The following is an 18,915-nucleotide window of genomic DNA, read 5'->3' on the forward strand; positions in this document are numbered from 1 at the left end:
GACAGAATGCCGGCCAATCAGCCGGCAAACCTTGCGGAGGAACTCATGGGTACCATCATCAGCTTCAAGCGCCCCGACGGCAAGGACGCCTCAGGCTATCTCGCCAACGCCGCGCGCGGCAACGCGCCGGGCGTGGTCGTGATCCAGGAATGGTGGGGCCTGCAGGACCAGATCAAGGGCATGTGCGACCGCTTCGCGCTCGCCGGTTTCGATGCGCTGGCGCCCGATCTCTACAAGGGCACGGTGGTGCCGTATCACGACACCGACGCCGCCGGTAAAGAGATGAACTCGCTCGACTTCATGGACGCCACCACGCAGACGGTGCGCGGTGCCGCGCAGTATCTCGCCAAGAACGGCACCAAGGTCGGCCTGACCGGTTTCTGCCTCGGCGGCGCAGTGACGATCATCGGCGCCACCAAGATCCCGGAACTGACGGCCGGTGTGGTGTTCTACGGCATCCCGCCGGAGCAGGCTGCCAAGCCGGCGGACGTCAGGATTCCCCTGCAGGGGCATTTCGCCAACAAGGACGACTGGTGCACGCCGGCGCTGGTCGATGGTTTTGAGAAAGCGATGAAGGCCGCCGGCAAATCGCTGGAACTGTTCCGCTATGATGCCGAGCACGGTTTTGGCAACGAGCAGCGCCTCTCGGTGCACGACCGGCACTGCGCGGAACTGGCCTGGGGCCGCGCGACGGAGTTTTTCCGGAAGCATCTGGGGTAAGCGCATGATCCGCAAATGCGATGTCGTCCCTGCGAAAGCAGGGACCCATACGCCGCGGCCGTCGTAACGGGCACTTGGGTAGTCATCTCGCGAGACAACTGCGCCCTGTGGTTATGGGTCCCTGCTCTCGCAGGGACGACGGCGAGATTTAACTGTCCGCCTTCACTCCATCCCACCACGGGCACGTCCCCGACATCAGCTTGAAATTCCCTTCCATCACCTGCACCGGCGCGCGCTTGCCCTCAGTGGCGGCGCGCATGCGCATGTCGCGGGCGACGGCGCGGTCTTCCGGCGACAGCCAGACGCGCTCATGGCCCCACAGGCTCGGGCCGTCATGCATCTCGAACGGCGTCCAGTTCACTGGGTCGATCTCGCGGCCGCCCCAGCCGCACTCCACCATGAAGGACGACGGCGACTTGGCGTAGAACGATGTCATCAGATCGTTGGTGTGGCGGCCGAGCGAGACGTTGACGCGCTCCTCCTTCATCGCGACGTCGTAGGCTTGGCCGACGTCGTCGAGCGAGAACAATTCCACCATCAGATGATGCATGCCGTTCGTGCCGGTCTCGATCAGCGCCAGCGAATGGTGGCGCGCATTGACGTGGAAGAAATAGGCGCGGAACGGCTTTTCGATGTAGTCGCTGAGACCGAAGCCGAGCACGTCGACATAGAACGCCATCACGGGCGCGAGGTGCTCGACCGTCAGCACGGCGTGGCCGAGCCCCTGCGGTCCGGTGCGGAAGCCGGAGATCGAACGCCCCGGCTTGAACGGCGTGTCGTCGATTTCGGCGCCATGAAACGCCTCGAGGCGGTTGCCGGCGGGGTCGTGGAAGGAGATCAGGCCGTGCACCCGGCGCGCGTCAGCCAAAGCCTGCGCTTCGGCTATGACGGCCACGCCGGCGCGCTCCAGCCGCGCCGCCAGCGCGTCGAGAGCTGCGGCATCCGCCACCTCCCAGCCGAAGAACCTCGTGCCCTCGGCCAGCGCGCGGTCGATCACGATGCGTTGCTTGCGGTCGTCCATCCGGAAGGCGAGCAGCGAGTTGCCGCGCTCGACCGCCTGCAAGCCCACCAGGCCGGTGCCGAACTGCCGCCAGTCGTCGAGCGCGTCCGAGCCGAACCCGGCATATCCGAGACCCAAAATCGCCATTGTGCGTCTCCCGGTGTCTGTTTTTTGGGCGGCCGATCGGCCGCCGTGCCGGCGAAATCCTACGCGGATTCCCGGGCATTCAAACCGGAAAAAAGGCCGTGCCGGTCCGGGGCAGGGCGGCTTGCCATCCCTTGACACGGCCTTCGCCGGATGGTGAGTAAGCCCCATGAGCACCGTTGCCAGTCCATCCCGTCGTTGGTGGCCCACCTTCCCATAGGTGGCCGGTGCGTTTTCATTTCCCAAAAACGTCGAAGGTCGCCATCGCAGTGCGACGGTACCTTCCCTTGTCCTGTGTGGCGCTCTCCTCCCAAGTCTCGTAAGAGGATCACATGAACAGGACAGTCTTTTCCCTGCCGGCCAAAAGCGAGTATCTGACCAATGGCGGCCTCGCGGTCGCGCGCGTGGTCGAGCAGTTCACCGGCGGCGCCAACCGCCTCGACGATCTGATCGCGCTGCTCGACCGCCGCCGCGGCGTGGTGCTGTCGTCGGGCACGACGGTGCCTGGCCGCTACGAGAGTTTTGACCTCGGCTTTGCCGATCCGCCGCTGGTGCTGGAGACCTCGGGTACCGATTTTTCGCTGTCGGCGTTGAACCCGCGCGGCGAGGTCTTGGTCGCCTTCCTCGGCGACGTGCTGCGCGAGCCCTGTGTCGTGATCACCGAGCGGAGCGCAACAAAACTCGCCGGCCACATCGTCCGCGGTGCGGCGCCAGTCGAGGAGGACCAGCGCACCCGCCGCGCCAGCGTGATGTCGCTGGTGCGCGATATGGTGGCGGCGTTTACCTCCAACGCCGATCCGCTGCTCGGCCTGTTCGGCGCTTTCGCCTATGACCTCGTATTCCAGATCGAGGACCTCGTGCAGAAGCGCGCCCGCGAGGCCGACCAGCGCGACATCGTGCTCTATGTGCCGGATCGTCTGCTCGCCTACGACCGCGCCACCGGCCGTGGCGTGCTGCTGAATTACGAGTTCTCGTGGAAGGGCAAGTCCACCACGGGCCTCGCGCATGAGACCGCGCCGAGCCTCTACGCCAAGACCGGGCGGCAGGGTTTTGCCGATCACGGGCCCGGTGAATACCAGGCAACGGTCGAGACCGCGCGCGCGGCGTTTGCCCGCGGCGACCTGTTCGAGGCGGTGCCTGGACAATTGTTCGCCGAGCCCTGCGAGCGTTCGCCGGCAGAGGTGTTCCAGCGGCTCTGCCGCATCAACCCGTCGCCCTATGGCGCGCTGATGAATCTCGGCGAGGGTGAATTTTTGGTCGCGGCATCGCCGGAGATGTTCGTGCGCTCCGACGGTCGCCGGGTCGAGACCTGCCCGATCTCCGGCACCATCGCGCGTGGTTTGGACTCGATCGGCGATGCCGAGCAGATCCGCAAGCTGCTGAACTCTGAGAAGGACGAGTTCGAGCTCAACATGTGCACCGACGTCGACCGCAACGACAAGGCGCGGATCTGCGTGCCCGGCACCATCAAGGTGCTGGCGCGGCGGCAGATCGAAACCTATTCAAAACTGTTCCACACCGTCGACCATGTCGAGGGCATGCTGCGGCCGGGGTTCGATGCGCTCGACGCGTTCCTGACCCATGCCTGGGCCGTGACGGTCACCGGCGCGCCGAAATTGTGGGCGATGCAGTTCGTCGAGGACCACGAGCGCTCGCCGCGGCGCTGGTATGCCGGCGCGATCGGCGCGGTCAATTTCGACGGCAGCATCAACACCGGCCTCACCATCCGCACCATCCGGATGAAGGACGGCCTGGCCGAGGTGCGGGTCGGCGCGACCTGTTTGTTTGATTCCGATCCGGCGGCCGAAGACCGCGAATGCCAGGTCAAGGCCGCCGCGCTGTTCCAGGCGCTGCGCGGCGATCCGCCGAAGCCGCTGTCGGATTTCGCGCCCGATGCCACCGGCTCCGGCAAGAACGTGCTGCTGATCGATCACGACGACAGCTTTGTGCATATGCTGGCGGATTACTTCCGGCAGGTCGGTGCCAACGTCACGGTCGTCAGGCACATCCATGCCCAGGACATGCTGAAGCGGACGGGTTGGGACCTGCTGGTGCTGTCGCCCGGGCCGGGCAGGCCTGAGGATTTCGGCATCGCCAAGACCATCGGCACGGCGCTTGCACAGAAGCTGCCGATCTTCGGCGTGTGTCTCGGGGTGCAGGCGATTGGTGAATATTTCGGCGGTCAGCTCGGCCAGCTCAGCCAGCCGGCCCATGGCCGGCCGGCGCGGGTCCAGATCCGGGGTGGGCGGTTGATGCGGAATCTGCCCAATGAGATCGTGATCGGCCGTTATCATTCGCTTTACGTCGAACGCGATAGCGTGCCCGACGTGCTTGATGTGACCGCGACCACCGAGGACGGCGTCGCGATGGTGATCGAGCACAAGACGCTGCCGGTCGCCGGCGTCCAGTTCCACCCGGAGTCGCTGATGTCACTCGGCAACGAGGTGGGCCTGCGGATCGTGGAGAATGCATTCCGGCTCAAGCCGCCTGCCAATTGAGGATTGCGAGACCAATGACGTTTGACCAGGACATCAAGTCGACCGTTCGCACCATCCCGGACTATCCGAAGCCGGGCATCCTGTTTCGTGACATCACGACGTTGCTGGCGGATGCCCGTGCGTTCCGCCGCGCGGTCGACGAACTGGTGCATCCCTGGGCCGGGTCGAAGGTCGACAAGGTCGCAGGCATCGAGGCGCGCGGCTTCATCCTCGGCGGCGCGGTGGCGCATCAGCTCTCGGCCGGCTTCGTGCCGATCCGCAAGAAGGGCAAGCTGCCGCACACCACGGTGCGGATCGCCTACTCGCTGGAATACGGCCTCGACGAGATGGAGATGCATGCCGACGCCGTGCAACCCGGCGAGCGCGTGATCCTGGTCGACGATCTGATCGCGACCGGCGGCACCGCGGAGGGCGCGGTGAAACTCTTGCGCCAGATCGGCGCCAACGTGGTCGCCGCCTGCTTCATCATCGACCTGCCCGATCTCGGCGGCGCCGACAAGCTGCGCGCGATGGACGTGCCCGTGCGCACGCTGATGGCATTCGAGGGGCATTAGCGCGCCGCGATCTGTCCCCCGTCGTCCCGGCGCAGGCCGGGACCCATAACCACGAATGTCGGTTGTGGAGATAAGGTGTGGCCCCAGCCTTCGCCAAACCCATAACGGTGGTTATGGGTCCCGGCTTTCGCCGGGACGACGATCAGGACTTCTGCAGCGTCATGCTCAGTTCGAGATCGCGGAACATGGTGTAATTGCGCCGGATCCACTGATGCAGCTCGGTCGATGAATCCTTTTCCTGGCGCAGATAGCCGGTGAAGGAAAAGTTCAGCCGGTCGATATAGGTCTTCAGGAACACCGGCAGCGCGCCGAGCCGCAGCAGGCGGCTGCGCGACATCGCCGGCGGCAGCTCGCCGCGCACCACGAACTCGTTGTCGAGCACGACGAGCGCGTTCGGCGGGATCAGGCCGGCCAGCGTCTGATAGCTGCGCACCGAGGCGCGGTCGGTGTCAGCCACGAAAACGATGACCGGCGCGACGCGGCGGCGCATCGCCTCCTTCATCAGCCCGATCTGGTCGCACATCTTGAAGAATTCGTCGAAGGCGTGGTAGCCGAGATCGATCACCTTGGCGGTGCCGTCATCGACGATGACACGGTCCATCAGCTGCATCTTGCCGTAGGTGTCGATCACGTCAGCGGTTTCCGTGATCCGCGGCAGATAGTCGAGCAGCGACGGCTCCTTCAAATTGATGTCGAAGGAGACCACGTTGCCGTTCTTCAAGAGCAGGAATTCGCTCAGCAGCCGCGCGGTCAGCGTCTTGCCGACCTGCGGGCGGGGCGAGCAGATGATGTAAACGGGCGTCGGTGACATCGCCCGCTATATCAATCCAAATTTTCCCCTAATCCAGCCCCAACGCGGGCCCGGGCGCGATTTTTCGCTGCCCAGCGCGACTATTTTTCGCCCTTGGCCGACTTGGCGCCGACCAGGTCGGTCAGCTTGATCCGGTCGTACTCGCTCCAGACATTGGCCAGCCAGTGCCGGACATAGCCGCGCAGCACGAAGGAGTAGCTGGCGGCGTCGTCGTTGATCAGCTTGTTGGCGACGAATTTCAGGAACGGAACCGAGGACACTTCGACCTGCTCATAAGCCATTTCGTTGAGCTTCGGGATCGTCAGGTCGGTCGCATCCTTGATCTTGTTGAAATACGAGTTGTAGGTCGCCTGGTCCCACTGGAAGAACTGGGTGTCGTTGATGAAGTTCTTGACCAGGAAATACTTCGCGCCGGTCATGAAACTGGAGGTCTCGGCGATCTCGTCCAGCGAGGCGATCGAGGGGCCGAGGATGTGAAACACCGCGAAGGTGATCTGGCCGGAGCGCGCCGCATCGAGGAAGCCGATGTCGCGCAGCGAGGCCAGCGCGGGCGACAACAGGCCGGCGCGAACGTCGATCACGGTCACCGACGAGCCGGAATTCAGCGTGTCGAAGATCTTCATCTGGTCCGAGGTCGTCGTCATGTCGACGATCTCGGTGATATCGGGATGGAAGCGCTTCAGCGTGCCGCGCGGCGATTCGGTGTCGAATGCCCGGGTCTGCACGTTGTTGGCGCTGAAATAGTCCAGGAGTGTCCGCGAGACGGTGGTCTTGCCGACCCCGCCCTTGTCTGCGCCCACCACGATCACGACCGGCTTTGCCATGGAAGTCCTTATAAAAGCGCGCTCCCGATCGCGACGGCGATCGGCAAGTCCCCACACCTGCTTTGGGCGCGAACATGGCAGAATCGAGGGATAATTCAATTCCTTAAGGTGCCCATGACCAGCTTGGTAGGGATTTCCTTAATGGAATGAGAGAGCTGCGCGGAAATTAGACGTGCCGGCCCCATGGCCCTTGCAGCGGACCGAGCGGTCCCTGCGTCGGGCTCGTGCCCGGCAGCGGCGGCGGTTGGTTTGCAGGCGGCGTGTCGCCCCACGGGCCATGCGCAACCGGCGGAGGCTGGTCGCCAGCGGCGGGCGGCAGTGCAGACGGCTCGTCCGTGGTCGCATCGGGCAGCGCCAGCGGCCCGGGATCGCGTCCGCCGGCATATTTCACCAGCGCATCGACCCGCGACTTGATCGACGGATGGGTCGCGAACAGGTCCGCAAAGCCCTCGCGCGGATTGTCGACGCAGAGTTCCATCACTGCCGAGGTTGCGCCCTCCAGCTCGCCGCGGTTCTCGATCTTGCGCAGCGCCGAGATCATCGCATCGGGGTTCTTGGTCAGCTCGACCGAGCCGGCATCGGCCAAGAATTCGCGCGAGCGCGACAGCGCCAGCTTGACCACCTGCGACAGCAACCAGGCCACCATGATCAGCACGACCGCGATGATGACGACGATGAAGGCGCCGCCGCCGGAGCTCTTGCTGTCGCGGTCCGATGATGACGACGAAGACGAGGAGGATGAAGACGAGGACGACCAGCCGCCTGAGTTCCACGACAGATTTGTGAACAGGCGGAAGAACAGCTCGCCGAAGAAGCCGACCACGCCGGCGATGATCACGGCGATCACCATCAGCTGCACGTCGCCGTTCTTGATATGGGTGAGCTCGTGGCCGAGCACGGCCTCGATCTCCTGGTCATCAAGCGCGTTCAGGAGCCCGGTGGTGACGGTGACCGAATATTGCCTTGGGTTGAGGCCGGTCGCGAACGCGTTCAGCGCCGGGCTGTCCATCACCTTCAGCTTCGGCATCGGGATGCCGCGCGAGATGCAGAGGTTCTCCAGCAGATTGTACAGCCGCGGCTCCTGCTGCCGCGTCACGCTCTCGCCGCCGGTGACGGCGTCGATCATGTTCTGGTGGAAGAAATAGGCGATCACGATCCAGGCTGCCGCTGCGATCGTCGCCCAGGGGAAGGCGGAGACCAGGTCGCGCGAGGCGTGGCGCAGATAATAGTCGACCGTGCGGCCGCTATCGATCATCACCTCCGCGACCAGCGCGCCGGCATAGACCAGCACGTAGATCAGCAGGAACAGCCCGCCGAGCAGCAGCATCGAACGAAACTTGTTCGATGCGATATGCGTATAGAGACCGTAGGCGGCCATGGGGCTCTCGCCGGCGCGTCGCGCCTCAGAACTTCACGCTCGGCGCGGCCTCGACTTCCGCGCGGCTGGCGCCGAGGTCGAAGAAGTCCTTGCGGGTGAAGCCGAACATGCCAGCGAACAACGCGGCCGGCATCTGCTGGATGCCGGTGTTGTACTCCTGCACCGCGTTGTTGAAGAAGCGGCGGCTGGCGGCGATCTTGTTCTCGAGGTCGGAGAGCTCCGAGGCCAGCTGCTGGAAATTGGCGTTCGCCTTGAGGTCCGGATAGGCCTCCGACAGCGCAATCAGCCGGCCGAGCGCGCCGGACAGCTGGTTCTCCGCCGCCGACACCTGCGCGGGCCCCTGCGCCGACATCGCCGAATTGCGCGCCTTGATCACATCGTCCAGCGTGCCGCGCTCGTGCGCGGCGTAGCCCTTTACGGTCTCGACCAGGTTCGGGATCAGATCATGACGCTGCTTGAGCTGTACGTCGATGTCGGCAAAGGCCTGGCTGACTCGCTGGCCAAGCGCGACGAGCCGGTTGTAGGCGCTGAACGCGAACAGCACGAGAAGGACGATGACGCCGATAACGATCCAGCTGGTCGACATGACGGGGCGGCTCCTGATGGGACGAAACGACGGCACCGTAGCCCAAAACCGGCCACACGGCAGCCCGCCGCGGAGAGGTGGGCGCTGTGTTGGTCGGAGATGATGTCGAATTAGTTCAACGTCGTCGTCCCGGCGAAGGCCGGGACCCGTAACCACCTATTTCAGTTACGAAGCAAAGCCGACGCCGCTTGTGTCCTTTCCGCGGGTCGCGGCGTATGGGTCCCGGCCTTCGCCGGGACGACACCGTAATCTAGATCGCATCGCCCCAGCGCCAGCGGCGGGCGAGGGCGTAGTCGGCCTTGGCGCGACGCGGCACTTTTGTGACGGCAACGCCCTCCGGCGTGCAGAGCTTGGCCGCAATCTCGACCTTGCCGTCGTCGGGCTGCGCGAGCACGCGGGATGGTCGCGCCGCTTGCGGCGCGCGGCTCAGTGCGACATAGGCGAAGCGCTCGTCCTCGAACGGCAGTTCGGCGCCCTTGACCTGCTTGTGCGCACGCGAGCGCTGCAGGCGCTGCGAGAAATGACACCAGTCGGGCGCGAGCAGCGGGCAGGCGCCATCGTGAGGGCAGGGGGCCGCGACATGAGCGCCGGCTGCGATCAGTCGTGCGCGGAGTGAGATGATGCGCGCATAGCCCGCAGGCGTGCCGGGCTCGACGACCAGCAGCGTGTCCGTGGTTCTGGACCAGAGGGACTCGGCCAGTGCCATACGTTCGGCATCGCCGAGTTCGCCGATCATGTAGCTCGCGATGACGAGATCGGCGGGCCCGGCCTTGTCGAGCAAGGCGCGGGCCTGGCCGAGGTCGTAAGTGGTGTCGCCCAGCCGCGTGCTGTCGCGAAACAGCGCCGTTGCCAGCGTTCGCAGCGCGCTGTTGGCATCGAGCAGGGTGAAGCGCTGCAGCGAAGAGAAGGCCTGCGCTGCGGCCCAGGTTGCGGTTCCCGGGCCGGCGCCGACGTCGAGCAGGCTTGATGGCGCGAAGTCCGGCCGGATCTTCGTCAGCGCATTCAGGCTCGCGACAACGGCCGCATATGTGGCGGGCATCCGCGCCAGCGCGTAGGCCAGTGCGTCGGTTTCGGTCCTGATCGTGCCGGAGCCGCCGCCTTCGCGATAGGTTTGCGAGATCACCGCAGCGCGGCTTGCGGCGTCACTGCGGGACAAGCCATCAATCTTGGCGTTGAGGGCGGCGCGCAGTTCTGCGGGAAGGTCGGGTGAGGTCATGGCTCGCCGTCATCCTGAGAGCATGTGAGTGAACGACTCACAGGCGGCACCAAGCATTCAGCGTCGTCCTGGCGAAAGCCAGGACCCATTACCCCGGCTGCTTGTTGTTGCACGACGCCGGGGCCACGATCCCGCTTACAACCGAATTCGGTGGTTATGGGTCCTGGCTTTCGCCAGGACGACGACGTGGTGAGACCGCTCGCTTACTCTGTCCGCGTCATCCTGAGCTACGAGCCTTTGCGCGGGGATCACGCCTGAGTGCATCAAGCCACGTTCTGGTCGAGAATGTCCACCGCGCCCTGCAGGTCGACCGAGACCAGCTGCGACACGCCGCGCTCGGCCATGGTGACGCCGAACAGCCGGTTCATCCGCGCCATCGTGATCGGATTGTGCGTGATGATGATGAAGCGCGTTTCGGTCGAACCGGTCATCTCGTGCAGGAGGTCGCAGAAGCGTTCGACGTTGTGGTCGTCGAGCGGCGCGTCGACCTCGTCCAGCACGCAGATCGGCGACGGATTGGTGAGGAACACCGCGAAGATCAGCGCCAGCGCGGTCAGCGCCTGCTCGCCGCCCGACAGCAGCGACAGCGTCTGCGGCTTCTTGCCCGGCGGCTTGGCGATGATCTCGAGGCCGGCCTCGAGCGGATCCTCGCTCTCGATCAGATGCAGCGCCGCTTCGCCGCCGCCGAACAGGTCGGTGAACAGCCGCTTGAAGTGCTCGTTGACGGTCTCGAACGAGGTCAGCAGACGCTCGCGCGCTTCCTTGTTGAGGCTCTGGATGCCCTGGCGCAGCCGCTTGATCGCCTCGACGAGGTCGTCGCGCTCGGTGGTCAGCGCGGTGTGCTGGGTCTCGACTTCCTTCAGCTCTTCCTCGGCGCGCAGATTGACGGCGCCGAGCCGCTCGCGGTCGCGGCGCAGCTTCTCCAGCTCCTCCTCGACCTGCGCGACCGGCGGCAGCTCCGCGCCGGGCTCGATCTCGGCCATCGCGGCGACCGCGTTCGGTTCGACCTCGAGCATGTCGTGCACCTCGCGCTCGATGTCGGCGAGGCGGCGGCGGGTGCCTTCCATGCGCTCTTCGGCGCGCGCGGTGGCTTCGCGCGAAGAGGACAGCGCTTCGAGCGAGGTTTTGGCGAGGCGATCGGTCTCCGCCATCGCGGCTTCGGCGGTCGCGAGTGCGTCGGCCGCGATGCGGCGATCGCCCTCGGCGTGCTCGATCTCCGTGATCAGCGCGCTGCGCTTCTCGGCGAACACTTCCGGCGCGTTGGCGAGCTCCTCGCGCTCGATCGAAACCTCGGCGATGCGCGCCTCGATGGTCCCGACCTGCGAGGCGGCGCTGGTCTTGCGGGTCTGCCACTCGCTGCGCTCGGCGAGGATCGCCTGCACGCGGCGGTCGGCGAGCTCGGCCTCGCGGGCGAGCGCCTGCGCCTCGGCGCGGACCTGGGCTGCGGCGCGGCGCTGGTTGTCGATCTCGGCGCGGACGGCGGCGAGCTGGGTTTCGGTCTCGACGCTCGGCGGCAGCTCTGCAAGCGCGGCTTCGGCGCTCTCATGCGCGGCCTCGGCCTCGGCGCGGTCGGCGGCGACGCGGCTGTGCGCCTCGGTCAATGCCGATTTGCGTGCGGCATGACGGTTGATCTCGCGCTCGGTCGCGGCATGGCGCTCACGCGCGGCTTCGGCCTCGCGGCGGGTGGCGCGCACGGCTTCGCGGGAGGCGGCTTCGGCCGCCGATGCAGAGCGCAGCTCGGCCTCCGCCGTCTCCAGCGCCTGGCGCTTGGCGGCGGCATCGACGCGGGCCTGTTCGAGGTCATTCTCGATGTCGACGAGGCGGGCGCGTTCGGCGAGCCGGCGGGCGGCGCCGGTCGGCGCATGCGCGTCGGCGACGAAGCCGTCCCAGCGCCAGACGTCGCCCTCGAGCGAGACCAGCCGCTGGCCGGTCTTGAGTTGCGACACCAATGCGGCACCGCGCTCTTTTGTCACCACGCCGATCTGCGCCAGGCGGCGCGCCAACTCGGGCGGCGCCTGCACGCGGTCGGCCAGCCGCTCGACACCATCGGGCAGCGACGGATCGTCGGCCGCCACGCCGGCATTGGTCCAGCGCATCGGCGCCGACGGATCGACCGGCGCGTCGAGATCGTCGCCGAGCACCGCGCCGATCGCCTTCTCATAACCCTTGGCGACCGTGATGCCGTCGATGATCGGCGGCCACAGATTCTTGGTCTCGCTGTTGACCAGCTTCGAGATGGTGCGGGCTTCGGTCTCCAGCCGCTGCACGCGCTTTTCGGCCTCGGCAAGCGGATTGCGCGAGGACTCCAGCGTCTGCCGCGCGGCAGCGTGATGCGATTCGCTCGCCTGCACGGCGGCTTCGGATTCGGCCAGCGTCTGCTGCGCCATCTCCATGGCGGCGGCGAGCGCATCGATGTCGCCGAGGCCGCCGGTCTCCTGCGCGAGCTTCTCTTCCTCGGCCTGGACGCTGGCGATCTCCTGATCGAGCCGCGCCAGCCGGTCGCGATGGGTGCGCACGCCCGTTTCGAGCTGGTTGCGCCTGGCGGTGAGGTCGGCGAGCTGCGTGGTCAGGCTGGTGAACTGGCTTTCGGTCGCGGCCAGAATGCCTTCGGCCTCGGCGACGCGCTCGTCGACGCCGGAGCGCTTCTCGACCCGCGTCTTGATCTCTTCCTTCAGCTCGGCGTCTTCGGTGTCGAGCCGCAGCAAGGCGACGTCGGCGTCCGAGGTCTGCTGCTGCTCGCGGGCGATGTCCTGGGCGAACTGGGTGAGGCGGCGATCGAGCTCGCCGACGCGCTCCTTGGCGCGTTGCTCCTCGCGGTCGAGCAGCTCGCGCGCATTGGTCAGGCGCTGCAGGCCGGCGGCGGCGCGCGCCTCGGCGTCACGCAGCGCCGGCAATTCGGAGGCGCGAATCGCCTGGATGCGTGCGGATTCGGCCTGTTCGCGGGTGCGCTCGGCCATCTCGCGCACGGCCAGATCGTGGGTATGCGCGGCGTCGTTGACGTCGGCATTGGCCTCGATCCAGCGCAGGTGGAACAGCATCGCCTCGGACTTGCGCACCTTGGCCGCGACCTCGCGGTAGCGGATAGCCTGGCGCGCCTGCTTCTTCAGGCCCTCCATCTGGCCGGTGAGCTGGCCGATCACGTCCTCGACGCGGGTCAGGTTGGTCTCGGCTGCCCTGAGCCGCAGCTCCGCCTCATGGCGGCGGGCATGCAGGCCGGCGACGCCGGCGGCATCTTCCAGCACGCGGCGGCGCTGCTCGGGTTTGGCCTGGATGATCTCGCCGATCTTGCCCTGGTGGACGAGGGCCGGCGAGCGCGCGCCGGTGGCGGCATCGGCGAACAGGATCTGCACGTCGCGGGCGCGGACATCGCGGCCGTTGATGCGATAGACCGAGCCGGCCTCGCGCTCGATGCGGCGGGAGATTTCGAGGAACTGGCTGTCATTCATCGCAGCCGGCGCCGTGCGATCGGCATTGTCGATCGTCATCACCACTTCGGCGTGGTTGCGCGCCGGGCGGTTGCCGGAACCGGCGAAGATCACCGCATCCATGTCGGCCGCGCGCAGCGATTTGTGCGAGGTCTCGCCCATCGCCCAGCGCAGCGCTTCGACCAGGTTGGACTTGCCGCAGCCGTTCGGTCCGACGACACCGGTCAGGCCCGGTTCGATCATGAAGTCGGTGGGTTCAACGAACGACTTGAAACCGTGGAGGCGGAGGCGCGTGAGCTTCATGTACACAAATCTCGCTTGGCCGGGCGCGAATCTCCCTGCCGTGACAATACCATGATTGGCAATGTCGGTGTGGGTGTGAATAGCTGCGAGCAGCTTTCATGGAGCGCGACAATGGCGAGGCCGGCCCGCGAGGGCAACTGCTTGACGCAGCTTTTCCCAAGGGATTTGCAGAGGATTTGCAGCCTTGCGCGCTGTCGAAAGCGCGCGTGACGCGAATCAGGTTTTCAACAACCAAATAATGCGACGGCCGCGTACCGCAGTCGCAATTGATCCACAACTATCGTGCCTATCCGACGCTGGCGCACAAATATCTTCGTCGTCCTGGCGAAAGCCAGGACCCATAACCACCGCGTTTGGTGATGTGCGGGAACGTGGCCCTAGCTTCGCGCAGCAATGATCAATTGGGGTAATGGGTCCGGGCTTTCGCCAGGACGACATCGAATTTGGTGCGTCTGTCGCAGATCAGCTCTTCAGGAGCGGATCGATGTGCTTGCTGAATTCCTCGATCGAGGTCTCGCCCTTCAGCATCTCGCCATTGATGAAGAAGGTCGGCGTCGAGTTCACCTTCAGCACGTCGTTGGCGTATTTCTGGTCGGCGGCGATCTTGTCGAGCAGCTTCTGGTCCTTCAGGCAGTCTTCGACCTGCTGCTGGCTGAGGCCGGCCTGCTTGCCGATCCGCGTCAGCGTCTCGGTGGTGTTCTTCATCACCCAGTCGTTCTGCTGGCGGAACAACAGGTCGATCACGGCATAGAATTTCGGCGCGTCGTCCTTGGCGATGCAGCGCGCCAGCATCGAGCCGGCGGCGGCCTTGATGTCGAGCGGGAACTCGCGGAACACGTAGCGGACCTTGCCGGTGTCGATATAGGTCGACTTGATCTTCGGGAACACGGTCTCGTTGAAATTGGCGCAATGCGGGCAGGTCATCGAGGCGTATTCGGTGATGGTCACCTTGGCGTCCTGCGGGCCGAGCGCCATGTCGGGCAGCGACTGCGGCTTGGCCACGTCGGCGGCGCTCTGCGCGAATGCCTCCGTGATCAGGCGCAGCGGCGAGAGGCCGGCCAGAGCAGCAAGCCCGGTCAGCGAGAGAGCGGTGGTGAAAGCGCGGCGCGTGATGATCAAGGTCAGCTCCCGGATTGGCGCATTCACGCCGGAATGAGGGGTCCCGAAAAGAAGCCTTCGCTAGCTTGAAACGACCATTGTGGCAATGCCGGGTTCCCGCTGCGGAGCCGGCGAAAAACGTCAATTTCGCTTGATCGTGGCGCCGAGCCGGGCCAGCGCCGCGCGCAGCGCATCATCCTCGACCGCTCCAAGGTTTTCGGCCTCCCGGGCCACCGCGCCTGCGTCCGGCGCGCGCGGCCGCAGCGGCCGGCCGCGGCGCGACAGCGGCGCCTGCCGGATGGTCAGCCGGCCGACCGCATGCCAGCCGAAAAACCGGTTCACCCGTTCCAGGATGACGTCCGAGGAATGCTGGATCTCCAGCGCCATCGGCCCCTCGACCCGCAACACCAGCGTCGCCGGCTCCTGCGGCTGCCCCTCCACCGGCCGCGGCCATTGCATCTTCAACGGCTCGCAATAGGCCGCGATCCGCTCGCCCGCGATCTCGCTCCAGCGCGTCACCAGCTCACGCGCCGCAAAGCCCTGCTTGGCATAAGCGTCGGTGAAGACGTTGCTGAGCAGGATGGAAAGGGGCTTTGCGCTGACCGGGCCGGGTTTGGACATCAGAGGTGCTTATAGCACGGATAGCGGCTGTGTTCAGGCCGCGGCGCGGGGCCGGATCGCTTTCAGGTCGCGGTCGATCTCGCGCCGCCGGTGCATCAGGTCAAAGTCCATCTGCAGTCCGAGAAAGAAGCCCTCCGAAACGCCAAAATAGCGTGCGAGCCGGAGATCGGTATCGGCGGTGATGTCGCGCTTGCCCAGCACGATCTCGTTGATGCGGCGTGGAGCGACATGAATGGCCCGCGCCAGGCCGTTCTGGCTGAGGCCCATTGGCTTCAGGAACTCTTCAAGCAGGATCTCTCCGGGATGCGGGTTGTGGAGTAACCCGCCTTTAGTCATGGTAGTCGACGATTTCGACATGTGTCGGTCCTCCCTCATCCCAAACGAAACAAATGCGCCACTGATCATTGATCCGGATCGAATGCTATCCCGCCCGGTCTGCCTTCAATGCCTCAAGCCGGTTTCCCGGAGGTGCGCGCAGGTCGCTCAGCACCCGCGCCTGATTCAGAAGACGCAGTTTCCTGAGCGCAACGTTCTGGATATCTGGCGGCAGTCTCTTGCTACGTCGCCCCGACCAGATCAATTCTGTCTCAGGATCGGCGAAGCTCTGGATCATGCTTGACTATAACGTGTTGCGTTATAGTGCGCAATCGATCGGCATCTGAAGGTTCTGAGCCCTGAGGAGTACCGTGTCTCTCTCGCGTGTGACCAAGCAACAGACCTCCCAACGCGCCCCCGACCGTCCCGCCCAACTGCTGGCCTGGTACGACCGGCACCGCCGGCGGCTGCCGTGGCGCGCGGCGGCGGGGGAACTGGCCGATCCGTACCGGGTGTGGCTGTCGGAGATCATGCTGCAGCAGACCACGGTGCGGGCAGTCGGGCCTTACTTCGAGAAATTCGTGACGCGCTGGCCGGACGTGTCGGCGCTCGGCCGCGCCGCGCTCGATGACGTCCTGCGGATGTGGGCCGGGCTCGGCTACTATTCGCGGGCGCGCAATCTGCATGCCTGCGCGGTGGCTGTGCTCAACGACCATGGTGGCGTCTTTCCCGACACTGAGGACGGCCTGCGTGCGTTGCCCGGCATCGGGCCCTACACGGCGGCGGCGATCGCCGCGATCGCGTTCGACCGCCGCACCATGCCGGTCGACGGCAATATCGAGCGCGTCGTCTCGCGGCTCTACGCGATCGAGGAGCCGCTGCCGAAAGCAAAGCCGCTGATCCAGCAGATGGCCGCGACGTTGCTCGGGACCTCTCGCGCCGGCGACAGCGCGCAGGCGCTGATGGATCTCGGCGCCACGATCTGCACGCCGAAGAAGCCGGCCTGCGCGCTGTGTCCGCTGAACGATGACTGCGCGGCGCGCACCCGTGGCGACCAGGAGACCTTCCCGCGCAAGGCGCCGAAGAAGAGCGGCACCTTGCGCCGCGGCGCGGCTTTCGTGGTGACGCGCGGCAGCGAATTGCTGGTGCGATCACGCGCCGAAAAGGGGCTGCTCGGCGGCATGACCGAGGTGCCGGGGTCGGAGTGGCTCGCGGGGCAGGACGATGCGGCCGCGCTGGCGCAGGCACCCGCGCTCAAGGGTGGCACGCGCTGGCACCGCAAGGCCGGCGTCGTGACCCACGTCTTTACGCATTTCCCGCTGGAGCTCGTGGTCTATACGGCGAGCGTTCCGGCGCGCACGCACGCGCCCGACGGCATGCGCTGGGTGCCAATTGCGACGCTGGATGGCGAGGCGTTTCCGAACGTGATGCGCAAGGTGATCGCGCACGGGCTCGACCTCTAGCCTGCTGACACCACGCTGGCAGCAGCGCCCGGCTATGACTCGATCACACGGAGGCCGCCATGATCGCAACCGCGCTCGACCACATCCCGATGCCGCCTGTCGCAAAACTGCTCGGCTGGCGCCTAGTCGAGGCCCGCCCGCAGGACGGCTGGATCAAGATGGCCTTCGACGGCAAGCCGGAGTTCTGCAACCCGGCCGGCTTCATCCAGGGCGGCATGCTCTCGGCGATGCTCGACGACACGATGGGGCCGGCGGTGTTCGTGATGACCGAGGGCCGGCTCTTCACCACGACCATCACGATGACCGTGAATTTCCTGGCGCCGGCCAAGCCCGGCCCGATCACCGGCGAGGCGACGGTGACGCAGCTCGGCAAGACCATCGCCTTCGTCGAAGGTCGCCTGACCGCCGAGGACGGCACACTGCTCGCGACGGCGACGAGCAGCATTCGGTTGGTGGAGGCGGCGCGGGCGTTGCGGTAGAGCCACGTGCACCAAAGCCTGCGCCGTCATCCTGAGGTGCGAGCTCTTGCGAGCCTCGAAGGATCGACGGCCCCCAGCCGGGCCGTGCATGCTTCGAGACGTGCGTTCTGCGCTCCTCGGCATGACGGTGATGGGCTCGCACCTGATTAGGCCGCACCCGCCCGCTGCACGATCGGCGGCTTGGCATTCAACCCCTCGACCTGGAAACCGGCGACGCGCTTGTAGTTGGCGGCGATGTCTTCCAGCTCCTGCTGTGACAGCACGTCGGTGACGACGCCGAATCCGTCAGGCGCGCGCTCCTCGACGAGCTGCATCACCTGCTCGGGGCCGTTGCGGCGGTTGAGCATCACGAGGTCCGTGGTCGCCGGGCGCCGCTCGGCCTCGTAGGCAAGCAGCGCGGCCTGCGTCACCCCGTGCGCCAAAATCTCCCGCGTCAGCACCCGCGCATCCAGGATCGCCTGCGAGGCGCCGTTGGAGCCGATCGGGTACATCGGATGCGCGGCGTCGCCCATCAGCGTGACGCGGCCAAACGTCCATTGCGGGATCGGATCGCGGTCGACCAGCGGATATTCATAGGCGTGCGGGCAGTGCTTGATCAGGCCGGGCACATCGAGCCAGTCAAAATTCCAGCTCTCGAACCACGGCAGGAATTCGTCCAGCTTCGCGGTGCGGTTATAGTCCTCGCGGCGCCATTGATAGGTCGGCGGCATGCGGCGCTCGGCGACCCAGTTGATGTCAAATTTGCCATCGGCGCCGGCCTGTTTTGAGATCGGGTAGCAGACGAATTTGAGGATCTCGTGGCCGGCCATGATCATGGTGCGGCCGGTGAGGAAGGCGCTGCCGCGCGTGATGCCGCGCCAGAGAATGCGGCCGTTCCAGATCGGCGCACCCTCGTTCGGGTAGAGCTTTTCGCGGATCGCCGAATGGATGCCGTCGGCCGCGATCAGGACCGCGCCGCTATAGCTGCCCGCCGGCTTGCCGGTGGCGCGGTCGATGAAGTCGGCGCGAACGCCGTCCGCGGTCTCGGTCCAGCCGGTGAGGTGATGGCTGGTCAGGATGTTGTCGCGGCCCAGACGTTCGGTCGCGGCATCGAGCAGGATCTGCTGCAACCGGCCGCGGTGGATCGAGAATTGCGGCCATTTGTAGCCGGCCTCGAGCCCGCGCGGCTCCCTCCAGATCGGCTTGCCGTGCTTGGAGAAATAGGCGAGCTCGCTTGTGCGCACCGCCAGCGCGTCAAGCGCATCGTGCAGGCCGAGCTCGATCAATTCGCGCACCGCATGCGGCAGCACGTTGATGCCGACGCCGAGCGGCCGCAATTCGGGCACGCTCTCGAACACGCGGCAGGGAACGCCGATCTGGTGCAGGCTGAGCGCCAGCGTCAGTCCGCCGATGCCGCCGCCCGCGATAAGAACCGTCATGACACATCCTCTCGATCGGCCATGGTCATGACACGACAGCGCCGGTGTGGGCAACCGCGAAG

The 18,915-nt window shown here is 66.0% G+C and carries 16 protein-coding genes and 1 pseudogene; 5 read left to right on the plus strand and 12 right to left on the minus strand.

What is annotated here, in order from left to right; all coding sequences use genetic code 11:
- Positions 1–45 precede the first annotated feature (45 nt).
- Complete coding sequence (locus tag IC762_RS08675; RefSeq protein ID WP_195788389.1) at positions 46–720, plus strand: dienelactone hydrolase family protein; 675 nt, start codon at positions 46–48, stop codon at positions 718–720.
- Positions 721–868: 148 nt separating this feature from the next.
- On the opposite strand, the gene IC762_RS08680 is transcribed toward IC762_RS08675, so the two are convergent.
- Positions 869–1,867, minus strand: a complete 999-nt coding sequence (locus IC762_RS08680) for a VOC family protein (RefSeq protein ID WP_195788390.1) — start codon at positions 1,865–1,867, stop codon at positions 869–871.
- A 329-nt stretch (positions 1,868–2,196) separates the two neighbouring features.
- Here IC762_RS08680 and IC762_RS08685 point away from each other — a divergent pair, with 329 nt between their 5' ends.
- Positions 2,197–4,362 carry an anthranilate synthase component I gene (locus IC762_RS08685; protein ID WP_195788391.1) on the plus strand — a complete coding sequence of 722 codons (2,166 nt, stop codon included), beginning with the start codon at positions 2,197–2,199 and terminating at the stop codon, positions 4,360–4,362.
- 14 nt (positions 4,363–4,376) lie between these two features.
- Entirely contained in the window at positions 4,377–4,916 is a 540-nt protein-coding gene (locus IC762_RS08690) for an adenine phosphoribosyltransferase (protein ID WP_195788392.1), read from the plus strand.
- Positions 4,917–5,058: 142 nt separating this feature from the next.
- Here IC762_RS08690 and IC762_RS08695 read toward each other — a convergent pair whose 3' ends face one another.
- The 10 genes and pseudogenes from IC762_RS08695 to IC762_RS08740 all read right to left on the minus strand — a co-directional run bounded on the left by IC762_RS08695 (position 5,059) and on the right by IC762_RS08740 (position 15,791).
- Entirely contained in the window at positions 5,059–5,727 is a 669-nt protein-coding gene (locus tag IC762_RS08695; protein WP_195788393.1) for a hypothetical protein, read from the minus strand.
- An 80-nt stretch (positions 5,728–5,807) separates the two neighbouring features.
- On the minus strand, positions 5,808–6,551 hold the full coding sequence (locus IC762_RS08700; protein WP_195788394.1) for a hypothetical protein: 744 nt from the start codon (positions 6,549–6,551) through the stop codon (positions 5,808–5,810).
- 166 nt (positions 6,552–6,717) lie between these two features.
- Positions 6,718–7,929, minus strand: a complete 1,212-nt coding sequence (locus IC762_RS08705) for a M48 family metallopeptidase (protein WP_195788395.1) — start codon at positions 7,927–7,929, stop codon at positions 6,718–6,720.
- 25 nt (positions 7,930–7,954) lie between these two features.
- Positions 7,955–8,515 (minus strand): LemA family protein, encoded by a 561-nt coding sequence (locus IC762_RS08710; RefSeq protein ID WP_195788396.1) that lies wholly within the window; start codon positions 8,513–8,515, stop codon positions 7,955–7,957.
- A gap of 250 nt (positions 8,516–8,765) precedes the next feature.
- Positions 8,766–9,731, minus strand: coding sequence for a small ribosomal subunit Rsm22 family protein (locus tag IC762_RS08715; RefSeq protein ID WP_195788397.1), 966 nt, complete (start codon positions 9,729–9,731; stop codon positions 8,766–8,768).
- 263 nt (positions 9,732–9,994) lie between these two features.
- Positions 9,995–13,459 carry a chromosome segregation protein SMC gene (smc, locus tag IC762_RS08720; RefSeq protein WP_195788398.1) on the minus strand — a complete coding sequence of 1,155 codons (3,465 nt, stop codon included), beginning with the start codon at positions 13,457–13,459 and terminating at the stop codon, positions 9,995–9,997.
- Positions 13,460–13,921: 462 nt separating this feature from the next.
- A complete protein-coding gene (locus IC762_RS08725) occupies positions 13,922–14,578 on the minus strand; it encodes a DsbA family protein (RefSeq protein ID WP_195788399.1) in 657 nt (218 codons plus the stop codon).
- Between the two features lie 120 nt (positions 14,579–14,698).
- A complete protein-coding gene (locus IC762_RS08730) occupies positions 14,699–15,178 on the minus strand; it encodes a DUF721 domain-containing protein (protein ID WP_195788400.1) in 480 nt (159 codons plus the stop codon).
- Positions 15,179–15,211: 33 nt separating this feature from the next.
- Positions 15,212–15,535, minus strand: coding sequence for a HigA family addiction module antitoxin (locus IC762_RS08735; protein WP_195788401.1), 324 nt, complete (start codon positions 15,533–15,535; stop codon positions 15,212–15,214).
- Positions 15,507–15,791: pseudogene (locus tag IC762_RS08740) on the minus strand (type II toxin-antitoxin system RelE/ParE family toxin). The gene IC762_RS08735 and the pseudogene IC762_RS08740 overlap by 29 nt, the downstream one beginning before the upstream one ends.
- Before the next feature lie 73 nt (positions 15,792–15,864).
- Here IC762_RS08740 and mutY point away from each other — a divergent pair.
- On the plus strand, positions 15,865–16,956 hold the full coding sequence (gene mutY, locus IC762_RS08745) for an A/G-specific adenine glycosylase (RefSeq protein ID WP_433995882.1): 1,092 nt from the start codon (positions 15,865–15,867) through the stop codon (positions 16,954–16,956).
- Positions 16,957–17,015: 59 nt separating this feature from the next.
- On the plus strand, positions 17,016–17,435 hold the full coding sequence (locus IC762_RS08750; protein WP_195788402.1) for a PaaI family thioesterase: 420 nt from the start codon (positions 17,016–17,018) through the stop codon (positions 17,433–17,435).
- Positions 17,436–17,581: 146 nt separating this feature from the next.
- Here the strand turns inward: IC762_RS08750 and IC762_RS08755 are convergent, their stop codons facing one another.
- Entirely contained in the window at positions 17,582–18,853 is a 1,272-nt protein-coding gene (locus IC762_RS08755; protein WP_195788403.1) for a flavin-dependent oxidoreductase, read from the minus strand.
- Between the last annotated feature and the right edge of the window lie 62 nt (positions 18,854–18,915).

The sequence above is a fragment of the Bradyrhizobium genosp. L genome (assembly GCF_015624485.1).
GTDB lineage: Bacteria > Pseudomonadota > Alphaproteobacteria > Rhizobiales > Xanthobacteraceae > Bradyrhizobium.

Coding starts and splice junctions, on each gene's coding strand:
- IC762_RS08675 (WP_195788389.1), top strand. CDS start 46: ATGGGTACCATCATCAGCTTCAAGCGCCCCGACGGCAAGGACGCCTCA.
- IC762_RS08680 (WP_195788390.1), bottom strand. CDS start 1,867: ATGGCGATTTTGGGTCTCGGATATGCCGGGTTCGGCTCGGACGCGCTC.
- IC762_RS08685 (WP_195788391.1), top strand. CDS start 2,197: ATGAACAGGACAGTCTTTTCCCTGCCGGCCAAAAGCGAGTATCTGACC.
- IC762_RS08690 (WP_195788392.1), top strand. CDS start 4,377: ATGACGTTTGACCAGGACATCAAGTCGACCGTTCGCACCATCCCGGAC.
- IC762_RS08695 (WP_195788393.1), bottom strand. CDS start 5,727: ATGTCACCGACGCCCGTTTACATCATCTGCTCGCCCCGCCCGCAGGTC.
- IC762_RS08700 (WP_195788394.1), bottom strand. CDS start 6,551: ATGGCAAAGCCGGTCGTGATCGTGGTGGGCGCAGACAAGGGCGGGGTC.
- IC762_RS08705 (WP_195788395.1), bottom strand. CDS start 7,929: ATGGCCGCCTACGGTCTCTATACGCATATCGCATCGAACAAGTTTCGT.
- IC762_RS08710 (WP_195788396.1), bottom strand. CDS start 8,515: ATGTCGACCAGCTGGATCGTTATCGGCGTCATCGTCCTTCTCGTGCTG.
- IC762_RS08715 (WP_195788397.1), bottom strand. CDS start 9,731: ATGACCTCACCCGACCTTCCCGCAGAACTGCGCGCCGCCCTCAACGCC.
- smc (WP_195788398.1), bottom strand. CDS start 13,459: ATGAAGCTCACGCGCCTCCGCCTCCACGGTTTCAAGTCGTTCGTTGAA.
- IC762_RS08730 (WP_195788400.1), bottom strand. CDS start 15,178: ATGTCCAAACCCGGCCCGGTCAGCGCAAAGCCCCTTTCCATCCTGCTC.
- IC762_RS08735 (WP_195788401.1), bottom strand. CDS start 15,535: ATGTCGAAATCGTCGACTACCATGACTAAAGGCGGGTTACTCCACAAC.
- IC762_RS08750 (WP_195788402.1), top strand. CDS start 17,016: ATGATCGCAACCGCGCTCGACCACATCCCGATGCCGCCTGTCGCAAAA.
- IC762_RS08755 (WP_195788403.1), bottom strand. CDS start 18,853: ATGACGGTTCTTATCGCGGGCGGCGGCATCGGCGGACTGACGCTGGCG.